This window comes from Methylobacterium sp. WL19 (assembly GCF_008040005.1).
Taxonomy (GTDB): Bacteria; Pseudomonadota; Alphaproteobacteria; order Rhizobiales; family Beijerinckiaceae; genus Methylobacterium; species Methylobacterium bullatum.
Window position 1 is genome coordinate 1 of the sequence record NZ_VRVC01000148.1, and the last position, 11,832, is coordinate 11,832.

Annotated in this window: 10 protein-coding genes; 8 read left to right on the forward strand and 2 right to left on the reverse strand. The window is 68.0% G+C overall.

Going from position 1 to position 11,832, the window contains the following annotated elements:
• Nucleotides 1–338 precede the first annotated feature (338 nt).
• Nucleotides 339–1,463 (reverse strand): metallophosphoesterase, encoded by a 1,125-nt coding sequence (locus FV220_RS21610; protein ID WP_147833173.1) that lies wholly within the window; start codon nucleotides 1,461–1,463, stop codon nucleotides 339–341.
• Between the two features lie 509 nt (nucleotides 1,464–1,972).
• Between FV220_RS21610 and FV220_RS21615 the strand changes: the two genes are divergently transcribed.
• The 8 genes from FV220_RS21615 to FV220_RS21650 all read left to right on the forward strand — a co-directional run bounded on the left by FV220_RS21615 (nucleotide 1,973) and on the right by FV220_RS21650 (nucleotide 10,730).
• Entirely contained in the window at nucleotides 1,973–2,185 is a 213-nt protein-coding gene (locus FV220_RS21615) for a DUF2934 domain-containing protein (RefSeq protein ID WP_147833174.1), read from the forward strand.
• Between the two features lie 260 nt (nucleotides 2,186–2,445).
• On the forward strand, nucleotides 2,446–4,131 hold the full coding sequence (locus tag FV220_RS21620) for a methyl-accepting chemotaxis protein (protein ID WP_147833175.1): 1,686 nt from the start codon (nucleotides 2,446–2,448) through the stop codon (nucleotides 4,129–4,131).
• A gap of 228 nt (nucleotides 4,132–4,359) precedes the next feature.
• Entirely contained in the window at nucleotides 4,360–5,610 is a 1,251-nt protein-coding gene (locus tag FV220_RS21625) for an ABC transporter substrate-binding protein (RefSeq protein ID WP_147833176.1), read from the forward strand.
• Between the two features lie 11 nt (nucleotides 5,611–5,621).
• Entirely contained in the window at nucleotides 5,622–6,488 is an 867-nt protein-coding gene (locus FV220_RS21630; RefSeq protein WP_056146837.1) for a branched-chain amino acid ABC transporter permease, read from the forward strand.
• Nucleotides 6,485–7,573, forward strand: a complete 1,089-nt coding sequence (locus FV220_RS21635; RefSeq protein WP_056146835.1) for an urea ABC transporter — start codon at nucleotides 6,485–6,487, stop codon at nucleotides 7,571–7,573. Before FV220_RS21630 ends, FV220_RS21635 begins: the two co-directional genes overlap by 4 nt.
• Complete coding sequence (locus FV220_RS21640) at nucleotides 7,570–8,337, forward strand: ATP-binding cassette domain-containing protein (protein ID WP_056146833.1); 768 nt, start codon at nucleotides 7,570–7,572, stop codon at nucleotides 8,335–8,337. The genes FV220_RS21635 and FV220_RS21640 overlap by 4 nt, the downstream gene beginning before the upstream one ends.
• The gene (locus FV220_RS21645; RefSeq protein WP_187273491.1) at nucleotides 8,334–9,113 is read left to right on the forward strand and encodes an ABC transporter ATP-binding protein; all 780 of its coding nucleotides are present in this window, start codon (nucleotides 8,334–8,336) and stop codon (nucleotides 9,111–9,113) included. Before FV220_RS21640 ends, FV220_RS21645 begins: the two co-directional genes overlap by 4 nt.
• Nucleotides 9,114–9,173: 60 nt before the next feature.
• Entirely contained in the window at nucleotides 9,174–10,730 is a 1,557-nt protein-coding gene (locus FV220_RS21650) for an amidase (RefSeq protein ID WP_147833177.1), read from the forward strand.
• Nucleotides 10,731–10,927: 197 nt separating this feature from the next.
• Here FV220_RS21650 and FV220_RS21655 read toward each other — a convergent pair.
• A partial coding sequence (locus tag FV220_RS21655) for an MOSC N-terminal beta barrel domain-containing protein (protein WP_348642101.1) occupies nucleotides 10,928–11,832 on the reverse strand: 905 nt, incomplete at its 5' end.

Consider the following 11,832-nt stretch of genomic DNA (forward strand, 5'->3'; position numbering starts at 1 on the left):
ATAGTGAACTAATATATAGGATAAAATATTTACGAACATGGATAGTATTATTAATTTCCATGAAGCATTTTTAGATACAATATATAATGTAGAAATCGAACTTATGCATATGTGAGCGATCAATATAATCAAGAAAAACATATGACTGCCCACGTCTAGTAACACTAATGGCCCTTGCGACCTGGAAATGGTGGCATGCGCGAGCGGCGTCGCGATCGGGGGATAAAAGCGCCGAAGCCGATTTCCGCTATGGATCGAAAGCAGCCCCGGCAGCGTGGACCAAACGTCAGATTTTCACCACCAGAGCTGCGCCCACCCCAACGCGGTCTCGCGCAGCTCTAGGATCGCGGCTTGCCCCGGAGCGTGATGCGCGTCAGCTCGGATGGTGGCCCGAGCCGCAAGGCGAAGCCGGGCCATAGCCCCGTGCCGTTGTTGACGTAGAGCGTCATGGCGCCGACCGCGTAGGGGCCGGAGACGAAGCCGGCATTGGCGCGCGCGACCAGGCGGTCGAGGCCCCGGATCATCCCGCCATGCGTATGCCCGGAGAGCTGCAAGGCCACCCCCTTGGCGGCCGCCCGCGCCGCATCCTTCGGCTGATGGTCGAGGAGGACGATAGGGGCATCGGACGGCGCACCGGCCAAAGCGGCGTCGAGGTCGTGGACCGGCCGGCCCGAATGCGACGCCGACAGGTCGGTCACGCCCGCGAGGACCAACGCATCGGCACCGCGCCTCAGGACCGTATGCCGGTTCTCCAGCACGCCCATGCCCAGCTCGGCATAGCGGCGCATCCACCCCGCGTAGTCGAAGAAATACTCGTGGTTGCCGGGGATCACCCAGACCCCGTCCGGGGCACGGAGACCCCGCAACGGTTCGACGTCGGCGCGGCGCGATGCGAGGGCCCCGTCGATCAGGTCGCCGGTGATGACGATGAGATCGACGCCGAGCGCGTTGGATCGCGTCACCACCTCCCGCGCCCAGGCCGCCGGGAACAGGCGGCTGAGATGCAGGTCCGTCAGCTGGAGCAGGGTGAAGCCGTCGAAACCGGCCGGGAGGTTCTCGATCTCGACGGTGACGTCCTTGAGCGGCGGCACCCGCACCGCCTGCTGCACCGCCACCGCCGACAGGAGCATGGCCAGCGCCGCCTCGGTGTAGCGCCAGCCGGCCGGGATCGCCCAGCCTCCGCCGGGCATGACCTTGGAGGCCAGCGCCACGACGTCGAGGGCCAGCTGCATCGCCGCCAGGAGGACGATCGCCCCGAAGGCCCAGTTGAACAGCACGATCAGCAGCCGGGGAAACTCGGGCGCGAAGACCGAGCCGGACGAGAGGCGGCTCCACAGATGGTACTGCGACGCGACGAGCAGCAGGACGGCGACGCCGGCCTTCACGGCGAGCGGCCATGGCAGGGGCCAGAGTACCCTGGTGATGACGTACAGGCAGGGCAAACCGAAGATCAGGTGAAACATGCTCTCGTATCGGCGACGGTGGACGATCGGCACGGAGCCGATCCTGCTCCCGCGTGGAACGAGGCCATATCATCGACCGCGCGGCGCGGGACGCATCGATCCACCTCGCACACGCCATCACGTGCTTCCGAGCACACTCGCTGTCGCCGAAGGGGGCGGGGGATGTCACGTCCGACGGCCCGTTCTCGTCCTGCGACCCGCCCGGGTGGAGGACGCGCGGAAAGAGCCCTCCCGTACGGTCCATCTCCCTCCCGCGGGCGCCCGCCCGCCTCTTGCATGTGCGACAACGGCGCCGAGGCGCCCTGGCTCGAGATGGACCGTTGTCGATCGGGGAGCCGTCGCGGGGAATGGCCCGACATCGGTCCCGCTCTTGCCATGTGTAAATGTCCCGGCGCCGGGGCCATGCCATGGCCCCATCCACATCACACGCGACAGACGCGAAACGAGGCCGGCGGGGAATGCTGAAACAGGGTTCGGATGAGGCAGGATCAGCACGAGGCACGGCACAGATGATGCGGGATGCGACGGCCCGCGCCACTGGGCCGACATTCGATCAGATCCGCCGGCGCGCCTATGAACTCTGGGAGCGCAATCACCAGCCGATGGGGTTCGAGATCGAGTTCTGGCTCATGGCCGAGAAGGAGTTGCGGGCCGAGCGGGACCGTGCGGCGAAGGCCGAGGCGACGGAGGGCGGCGATTCCTTCCCGCCCCAGCAAGCGTGAGCGAACGGCAAGACGATCTTGCCCGTAACCGCATTACCCGAACATAACGCTCATGTCAGAAATGCATGATCGCATGACTAAATTCGGGCAATTCTTGCACGATGATAGTCAAAATGCACAACGCGCGATCATGTGCCCTGGGTTTTGGCGACAAATCTCGAACAGGGCCACCGCTCCGCTTTAAGAATTATTTAGATATTTTGCGCACCTTCCGGTCGGATACCATCCAGAGATGGCTTCCCGTCACCGGAACGCTTTTCATGCTGAGCCGCCTTTCCCTGCGCGCGCGCCTCATCGGCGCCTTCTCGATCACGACGCTGCTCCTCGTGGTCATGGGGGCCGTGGCCTTGACCGCCACCCGGACGATCAACGGACATCTGGTGAGCGTGCAGTCGGACGCTCTGCCGAGCGTCGCCAAGGCCGGTGAGATCTCCGGCTGGATCGGGCGCTACGCCATCAGCATCTATCGCCATCTCGGCGCGATCGATCCGGATTCGAAGACGCGCTACGATGCCGAGATCATCGACCGTCAGGGCAAGGTCACCCGCATCCTGGCCGAGTATGCGAGTCTGGCCACCTCCCCCGGCGAGAAGGCCGTCTACGACACGCTCACCACGACCTGGCTCGATTACCAGAAGGAGAACAAGGCGATCCTCGATCTCTCGCGCAGCGGGATGAACGAGGATGGGCTCGAGCGGCTGCAGGGGAAGTCCACCGAACTCCAGCGCCTGTGCACCTCCCTGGCGGACCGGCTCGTGGCCATCAACAACGAGGTGGCGGAGACGTCCCGCCTCGCCAGCCGGCAGGCCTTCGACCGCACCGAGACCCTCGTCCTGGGCGCCGGCATCGGCGGCCTGGTGCTGTCGGCCTTGCTCGCGTTCTGGATCATCCGCGGCGTCACCGGGGGCATCGCCTCGGTCGTCGAGCCGATGCAGGCGCTGGCCTCGGGCGACCTGTCCGTGGCGATCCCGCGCCAGGGGGAGGGGACCGAGATCGGCACGATCGCGGATGCGGTGCAGGTGTTCAAGACGCGCCTCATCGAGATGCGCGCCCTGGAGGAGGAGACCGTGCTCGCGCGCGCCGGCGCCGAAGCCCAGCGGCAGGCCGCCATGCACAGGCTGGCGGGGGATTTCGAACGGGCCGTGGGCGGCATCGTCGGCACCGTGGCGGCGGCGGCGAGCCAGCTCCAGGGGACCGCGCGCGCGATGACGGCGACGGCCACGCACACCGCCTCGCAATCCCTGACTGTGGCGGCGGCGGCGGAAGAGGCGGCCTCCAACGTCAACACCGTGGCGGCGGCGGCCGAACAGCTCGGCTCCTCGGTCCAGGAAATCGGCCGTCAGGTCGACGGATCGGCCAATCTCGCCACCCTCGCGGTGAACGAGGCGGCACGGACCGCCTCCCTCGTCGAGGAACTCAGCCTGGCGGCGGGCCGGATCGGCGACGTGGTGTCGATCATTTCGGAGATCGCCGGGCAGACCAACCTGCTGGCGCTGAACGCCACCATCGAGGCGGCGCGGGCCGGTGAATCGGGCAGGGGCTTCGCCGTGGTCGCCGCCGAGGTGAAGCAGCTCGCCAGCCAGACCAGCCGCGCGACCCAGGAGATCGGCGACCAGATCGGCCGCATCCAGGCCTCGACGGGACAGGCGGTCTCGGCGATCGGAACCATCACCACGCGGATCGGGGAGATCAGCACCGTCGCCACCTCCATCGCCGCCGCCGTGGAGCAACAGGGCGCCGCCACCCAGGAGATCGTCCGCAACGTGTCCCAGGCGGCCATGGGGACGGGACAGGTCACCGCCAACGTCGCCAGCGTCGCGAACGCGGCCGAGGAGACCGGCGCCGCCGCGAGCCAGGTCCTGGCCTCGGCCTCGGCGCTGTCGCAGCAATCCGACCATCTCGGCACGGAGGTGGCCCGGTTCCTCGCCACCGTGCGCGCCGCCTGACCGGCCACGCGGGACGCTCTCCGCGCCGATGCGGCACGTGCGTGATCTGTGGCTTTCGTGCCTTGAGGCGAGGCGAAACGGTCCTCGCCCTGCCTATGGAGGAGGCATCCGGCGCGCTCGCCCGACCTTGCCCGTAATGTGAGATTTGTTGGCATCGATCTTGTTACGTCACTCCGGCGCGGCCGGCGGCGATCGTCCGTGCAGACGGCACGAAGCGGAGTGATATCGATGACCAAGGGCACGATGAACCGTCGCCATGCGCTCAAGCTCGGTTTGGCAGGGGCGGGCGGCGCGGTGGCGATGCCGTTCTTCGCGCGCAACGGCCTCGCGGCGGAGCCGATCAAGCTCGGCAGCCTCCTCGACGGGACCGGGGCGCTCGGGCTCGAAGGCAAGCGGATGATCGAGACCACCGAATACACGGTGGAACTGCTCAACAAGGCCGGCGGCCTGCTCGGACGGCCGATCAAGCTGATCGCCTACGACACCCAGTCCAACATGCAACTCTATACGCAATACGCCCAGACCCTCGCCCTGAAGGACAAGGTCGACGTCATCCAGGGCGGCATCACCTCGGCCTCGCGCGAGGCGATCCGGCCGATCTTCGGCCGCTCCAAGACCCTCTATTTCTACAACACCCAGTACGAGGGCGGCGTCTGCGACCGCAACGTCTTCTGCACCGGCTCGACCCCGGCCCAGACCGTCAACCACATCGTCGATTACGCCCTCAAGAACTGGGGCAAGAAGGCCTACATCGTCGCCGCGGACTACAATTACGGCCACATCACCGCGAGCTGGATGACGAAGTTCATGAAGGATGGCGGCGGCTCCGTGGCCGGCACCGACTTCTTCCCCCTCGACGTCACGAACTTCTCCTCCGCCATCAGCCGCATCCAGCAGGCCCAGCCGGAGATCGTCCTCTCCGCCCTCGTCGGCGCCAACCATTCGGGCTTCTACCGCCAGTGGGACGCCGCCGGCATGAAGGGCAAGATCCCCATGGGCGCCAGCGTGTTCGGCCTCGGCGACGAGTTGACCACCATGGACACCTCCACCACCAACGGCATCCTCACCTGCTACGGCTGGTACAACGACCTCGACACGCCCGCGAGCAAGGCCTTCGTCGCCGGCATGCAGGCCAAGTTCGGCGCCGACGTCACCGATCTGAGCGAGCTCGACACCGCCACCTACGAAGGCATCATGTTCTGGGCGGAGGGGGTGAAGAAGGCCGGCTCGATCGAGCGCGACGCCGTCGTGGCGGCGCTGGAGAGCGGCATCAGCATCGACTCGCCCACGGGCAAGGTGACGATGGATCCGGGCACCCACCACACCATCCGCAACACCTATCTCGCCCGGCCCAAGGACCGGAAATGGGAGCAGCTGGCGACCTTCCCGGATTCGTTCCCGGCCGATACCGGCGGCGCCTGCGACCTCGTGAAGAACCCGCGCATGAACAAGCAGTTCACGCCCGACCTGAAGGGCTGAGGCGCCTCTTCATGGATCTCGCGGGGCTCCTGACCTTCAACGTCCTCACCGGCATCGCCACCCTGGTCCTGATCACCCTCGGTCTGGGGGTGATCTACGGCATGATGCGCATCATCAACCTGGCGCATGGCGAGTTCATGATGCTCGGCGCCTACACCGCCGTGATGGCGAACGGTGCCGGGGTGAACATCTGGATCGCCATGCTGGTCCTGCCGCCCCTGGTGGTGGGGGCGGTGGGGCTGATCCTCGAACGCACCGTCATCCGCTTCCTCTACGGGCGGATGATGGACACGATGCTGGCGACCTGGGGCATCAGTCTCGGGCTGATCGGCCTCATCACCACGCTCTACGGCAACGTCGTGCGGGGCGTCTCGACGCCGGTCGGGAGCTTCGAGATCGGCCGCTACGGCGCCAGCCTCTACAGCCTCGTCATCGTCGCCACGGCGCTCGCCGTGCTGACGGGCATGTTCCTCCTGCTGCGCATGACGAAGTTCGGGCTGATCCTGCGCGCCACCATGCAGAACCCGCGCATGGCCGCCGCCATGGGCGTGTCGCCCGACCGCATCTACATGGCGACGTTCGGCCTCGGCGCGGCCCTCGCGGGGCTGGCCGGCGGCGTGCTCGCGCCGATCTCCGGCGTCTCCCCGTCCATGGGGGCGGCCTACATTTCCCGCGCCTTCATCACCGTGCTGGGCGGCGGGCCGGCCATCGTCACGGGCACGGGCCTCGCCTCGTCGGTGTTCGGCGTCATCAACGAACTGGTCTCGTTCAGGACCACGCCCGTCATCGGCGACGTCGCCCTCCTCGTCGCCGCGATCCTGCTGATCCGCGTGCTGCCGCAGGGCATCACCGGCCGCTACCTGAGGCGCAGCCTATGAATCCCGTCGCCCGCCGCTCCGCCATGGGGTTCCTCGTCACCCTCGGCGTCATGCTCGGCATCCTGTTCGGGGCGCCGCACGCCCTCGACACGTTCGGCCTCGTCCAGGCCACGGGCTTTGCAGCACTCGCCATGTTCGCCCTGAGCCAGGGCTTCATCTGGGGCTATGGCGGGGTGATGTCCTTCGGGCAGGCCGCCTTCCTCGGGCTCGGGGGCTACGCCTACGCCGTCTCCGTCATCAACATGGGCGACAGCACACTGCCGATCCTCATCGCCATCCTGGTGCCGACCCTGTTCGCGGGGCTGCTCGGCTACTTCATGTTCTACGGCCGGATCTCGGACGCCTATATCGGCGTCATCACGCTCACCGTCTCGGTGATCCTGTTCCAGCTCGTGAACACCACCTCCGGCAGCCAGTACCGGATCGGCGAGGCGGAACTCGGCGGGTTCAACGGCATCCCGGCGATCCCGGCGCTGAACAAGCTCGGCGACGCGGGCAACCCGCTCGACAATGACGGCGTCTGGTACGCCGCCATGGGCGCCCTGATCCTGGTCTACGCGTTGTTGCGCTGGGTGCTGGCCAGCCGCTTCGGCCGCGTCGTGGTGGCGATCCGCGAGAACGAGACCAGGGCGCAACTCATCGGCTACGATCCGCGCCTGTACAAGCTCCTCGCCTTCATGATCTCGGGCGCCGTCGCCGGGCTCGCGGGCTGCCTCTACGCCAATTGGGGCGGCTTCATCAGCCCCACCGTGTTCGGCCTGTCGATGTCGGCGCAGGTGATCATCTTCGTGCTGGTGGGCGGCCTCGGCACCCTCGTCGGCCCGATGCTCGGCGCGGTGCTGATCCAGTGGCTCATCATCGAGGCCGGCTCGCAGAACGTCGTCGATTCCAATCTCGGCCTCGGCATCGTCCTCGTGGCGTTCGTCCTGCTGATCCCGCAGGGGCTTTTGCCGGTGGTGAGGACCCTGCTGATGCGCCTTCCCGAACTCCCCGCCAAGCTCTTCAAGGCCAAAATCGTCGAGGCGAAGGCGGGCAAACCCGCCGATCCCGCCCGCGAGGCGCTGGCAGGGGAGGTCCGGCCATGAGCATCACCACGACAGCGGCGGCGCCGGCTTCCCCGGTCCGCCCGCCGCTTCGCCCGCTCGTCGAGGCCAAGGGCGTCACCATGCGCTTCGGCGGGGTGACGGCGGTGGGCAATGTCGACTTCACCCTCGGCGAGGTGGAGCTGCGCTGCCTCATCGGCCCCAACGGCGCGGGCAAGAGCACCTTCTTCAAGATGCTCACCGGGCAGTTGACGCCCACCGAGGGCCGCATCCGCTTCCGCGACACGGACATCACCGGGGCCGAGCCGCACCGGATCGCGAGGCTCGGGGTCGGCATCAAGACCCAGGTGCCCAACGTCTTCAACGGCCTGTCGGTGCGCGAGAACGTGTTCGTGGCGGCCGGGCGGCGCAAGTCCATCGCCCGGACGCGGTCCATCGTCGACGAGACCCTGACCCGGCTCCAGCTCACGGCCATCGCCGAACGCAATGTCGGCCAGCTCGCCCACGGCCAGCGCCAATGGGTCGAGATCGCCACCGTGCTGGCCCAGGAACCGGAGCTGATCCTCCTCGACGAGCCCGCCGCCGGCATGACCCATGACGAGGTCCACCGCACCGCCGAGCTCATCCGCGAGATCAACCGCACCCATGCCCTCATCGTGGTGGAGCACGACATGCCCTTCATCCGGATGATCGCCAGGACCGTCACCGTCTTCAACCAGGGCCGCATCCTGATGGAAGACAGCGTGGAACGGGTGCTCGCCGACCAGCGGGTCCGCGACGTCTATCTCGGCAAGCAGGCCGCATGAGCCGCACGATGAACGCGATCCCGCCGATACCGCTCTCCGCCTGCCCGAACGCCGTCCCGGCGGCGAAGCCCGCGCTCCTGTCCGTCGAGGGCCTTCATTCCGGCTACGGCCGCATCCCGATCCTCGGCGGCGTCTCGCTCACCGTGGGGGAGGGCGAGTTCGTGGGCATCCTCGGCCATAACGGCATGGGAAAGACGACCCTGCTGCGCACCCTGATGGGCTACCTGCCCGTCACCGCCGGCCGCATCCGCCTCGGGGACGAGGACATCGCCCGGCGCTCGCCCACGGCGCGAGCACGGCTCGGCATGGGGTTCGTGCCGCAGGGCCGGGAGATCTTCGCCACCTTGAGCGTGCGCGAGAACCTGCGCATGGGCTGCCTCCTCTCCGACAGGGACGAGGACGAGACCATCGCGGATAGCCTCACCGTGTTCCCCCGGCTGAAGGCCTATCTCGACCGGCCGGGCGGGGCGCTGTCGGGCGGCGAGCAGCAATTGCTGGCGCTGGCGCGCTGCCTGTGCGGCAATCCCCGCATCCTCCTCCTCGACGAGCCGACGGAGGGCATCCAGCCCTCGATCATCGAGGAGATCATCGAGACGCTGCAGGCGATCGGCCGGGCGCGCGGCCTGACGATCCTGCTCGTCGAGCAGAACCTCACCTTCATCGCCGGCCTCTCCGAGCGGGTGCTGATCCTGCAGAAGGGCGTCGTCACCCGTGAGATCCCGCCCGAGATCGCCCGCGACCGGGCGATGATCGAGGAATTCGTCGGCATGGAGTGAGGCCGCCGGCCTCATCCCGTACAGTCCTTCCATCCATTCCAACCAAGGAGACATTGCGCGATGGCCGCCGCCCCGACACCAAGCCCCGACCTCGACATCGTCGAGATGACCCTGGCCGACGTGGCCGACGCTTTCGCCAGCGGGGTCACCTCGGAGGCGCTGACGCTGGCCTTCCTCGACCGGATCGCCGCCTACAACCCGCATTACAACGCCATCATCGTCATGAACCCGCAGGCGCTGGACGACGCCCGCGCCATCGACGCGCGCCGCGCCGCCGGCGAGGCGCTGGGACCGCTGGCCGGCGTGCCGGTGGTGATCAAGGACCCGATGGACATGGCCGGGCTGCCGACCACGGCGGGCTGGCGCTTCCTCAGCGCCAAGGCCGGCGGCGTCGACCTGATCCCCGAGACCGACTCGCCCGTCGTGGCGCGGATGCGGGCGGCCGGCTGCGTCATGCTCGGCAAGACCAACGTCCCCGTCCTCAGCGCCACCGGCAGCCACGCCAACGACAGCTGGGCCGGACCGACCCTGAATTCGGCGGCGCCCGATTGCCTGCCCGGCGGCAGCAGCGCCGGCACGGCCACGGCGGTGGGCGCCAGCCTCGCGGTGCTCGGCCTCGCCGAGGAGACCGGCGGCTCGATCCAGAACCCGGCCTCGGCGCAGGGACTGGTCGGCATCAAGCCGACCTTCGCCCTCGTCCCCAATGCCGGGGTGGTGCCCCTGGCCGGCAGCACCCGCGACGTGGTCGGCCCCATCGCCCGCTGCGTGCGCGACGCGGCGCTGACCCTCGACGTGCTGGCCGGCTACACCGCCGCCGACCCCAAGACCGTGGCCGGCATCGGCAAGCGGCCCAAGGGCGGCTACACCTCGAAGCTCGACAGGAACGGGCTGCAGGGCAAGCGCCTCGGCCTGTTCGGACCCGGCTGGCGCGACCTGCCGCTCTCGGCGGAGGCGACGGACCTCTACGCGCGGGCGCAGAGCGAGATTACCGCCTGCGGCGCGACCCTGGTCGCCGATCCCTTCGCCGGCACGGGCTTCGCGGCCCTCGCCGAGCCCACCGAGGGCCTGAACTATTTCGATGCCCGCGGCATGGAATCCGTGCCCTACGACCTGCATCTCTACCTGCAGCGCCTCGGGGGGAGCGCCGCGCTGCGGAGCGTCGCGTCCTTCGCCGAGGCGACGGCGGAGGAGGATGCGTTCGGCCCCAAGGGCGTGCTGCGCTACCTGCACCAATATCCGGTCTTCGAGGCGATCCTGGCCGACCCGACGCGGCCGCCCGACCTGTCGGACTTCCTCGCCCTCAGAGAGGCTTATCTCGACATCTTCAACCAAGTGATGGACGAGAACGGGCTCGACGGGCTCGTCTTCCCGCAGATGCGCGATGAACTGCCGCCCCTGCATGGCGGCCTCGCCATCAACGAGACCACGGTCTGCGAGATCAACATCGCCGGCCTGCCCGGCGTCACGCTGCCGGCCGGGGCCTATGCCAGCGGCTCGCCGTTCAACCTGATCTTCGTGGGCCGGATGTGGAGCGAGGCCGACCTCCTCGGCTTCGCCTATGCCTACGAGGCGGCCACCGGCTACCGCAAGGCGCCGAGCCTGGTGAGGCCAAGCTGAGGACGGAGCGCGCCTGACCAGAGGCCCTCCTTCCCCTTGTGGGCTACGATAGTCGCACCTCTCGCGGGCAACACGGGTCCCCTCTCCTGGAAGGAGAGGGAGCCCGTGACGCCTCATGACGAACCCTCTTGAACAGAGGCAACGGCTCTCGACCAGATTTCTGAATCGAGAAGCCCACAAGAGAGATTGGACCTCCCTCAGTCGAGGGTGACACCATCCGCCGTGGCGATCGTCCCGCCCTCGACGACCTCGAGATAGATCCCGAGGTCCACATGCCCGAAATGCTTCATGATGGCTTTCGGCAGGTTCGCGTCGCGCTCGGCGGTCTTCGGGTTGACGTTGACGGCGCCGCAGCGCGGCGTGCGGGCGAGGCCGCGCAGGCGCACCGGGCCGATGCCGAGCGCGCGCCCCACCCAATCGAGCTCCTGCCACGGCTCCAGCCCGTCGAGATGGATGTTGGCGCGGAAGCGCAGGGGATCGAGCTCCCGCCCCGTCGCCTCGGACAGCGCCCGCACCGAGGCGAGGTTCACCACCGAGATCGCGCGCATCATCACCGGTGAGAGCACGCTGGCATCGGTGAACTTGTGGTTCTCACTCCGCACGAGGCGGGGTCGCCCGCGGGTCTCCTCACCGAGGTAATCGGCGAAGAACGCCTCCGTCTCTGCACGCCCGGCCTCGGTGGACAGGTCGGCGGCGAACACCTCCTCCCCGTCGCGCCGGATCGTCAGGCGATGGCTTTCGGGGTCGAGCCGCGTCGAAAGGGCCGCCAGCGCCGTGTTGTTGCGCAGCATCAGGAAGAAGCCCTTGTCCAGGGGCTCCGGCTTCTCCGGATCGAACCGGGTGGTCCCCAGCGCCAGGGCGTATTCCCGGTCATGGGCGAGCCCGTCCTGCGGGGTGACGCTCAGGCGTGTCAGGGCCTCGGCCGACAGACCCTTGATCGGATAGCGGTAGAGGGCGTCGACGGCGGGCATGGCGGGTTCCTTGGGGATGTTCCCCCTCGATGCCGGGGGCGGGGCCGATGCGCCATACGCTGTTTTGCGCAGGATCCCCGGTGCGATCCCGGCCGTCTCGGCGACGGCGCGGACCGCGGTCGGGCTCCCCC

Bases quoted from the DNA above. Each gene is read 5' to 3' on its own strand.
- FV220_RS21610 (WP_147833173.1), bottom strand. From the start codon at position 1,463: ATGTTTCACCTGATCTTCGGTTTGCCCTGCCTGTACGTCATCACCAGG.
- FV220_RS21615 (WP_147833174.1), top strand. From the start codon at position 1,973: ATGATGCGGGATGCGACGGCCCGCGCCACTGGGCCGACATTCGATCAG.
- FV220_RS21620 (WP_147833175.1), top strand. From the start codon at position 2,446: ATGCTGAGCCGCCTTTCCCTGCGCGCGCGCCTCATCGGCGCCTTCTCG.
- FV220_RS21625 (WP_147833176.1), top strand. From the start codon at position 4,360: ATGACCAAGGGCACGATGAACCGTCGCCATGCGCTCAAGCTCGGTTTG.
- FV220_RS21630 (WP_056146837.1), top strand. From the start codon at position 5,622: ATGGATCTCGCGGGGCTCCTGACCTTCAACGTCCTCACCGGCATCGCC.
- FV220_RS21635 (WP_056146835.1), top strand. From the start codon at position 6,485: ATGAATCCCGTCGCCCGCCGCTCCGCCATGGGGTTCCTCGTCACCCTC.
- FV220_RS21640 (WP_056146833.1), top strand. From the start codon at position 7,570: ATGAGCATCACCACGACAGCGGCGGCGCCGGCTTCCCCGGTCCGCCCG.
- FV220_RS21645 (WP_187273491.1), top strand. From the start codon at position 8,334: ATGAGCCGCACGATGAACGCGATCCCGCCGATACCGCTCTCCGCCTGC.
- FV220_RS21650 (WP_147833177.1), top strand. From the start codon at position 9,174: ATGGCCGCCGCCCCGACACCAAGCCCCGACCTCGACATCGTCGAGATG.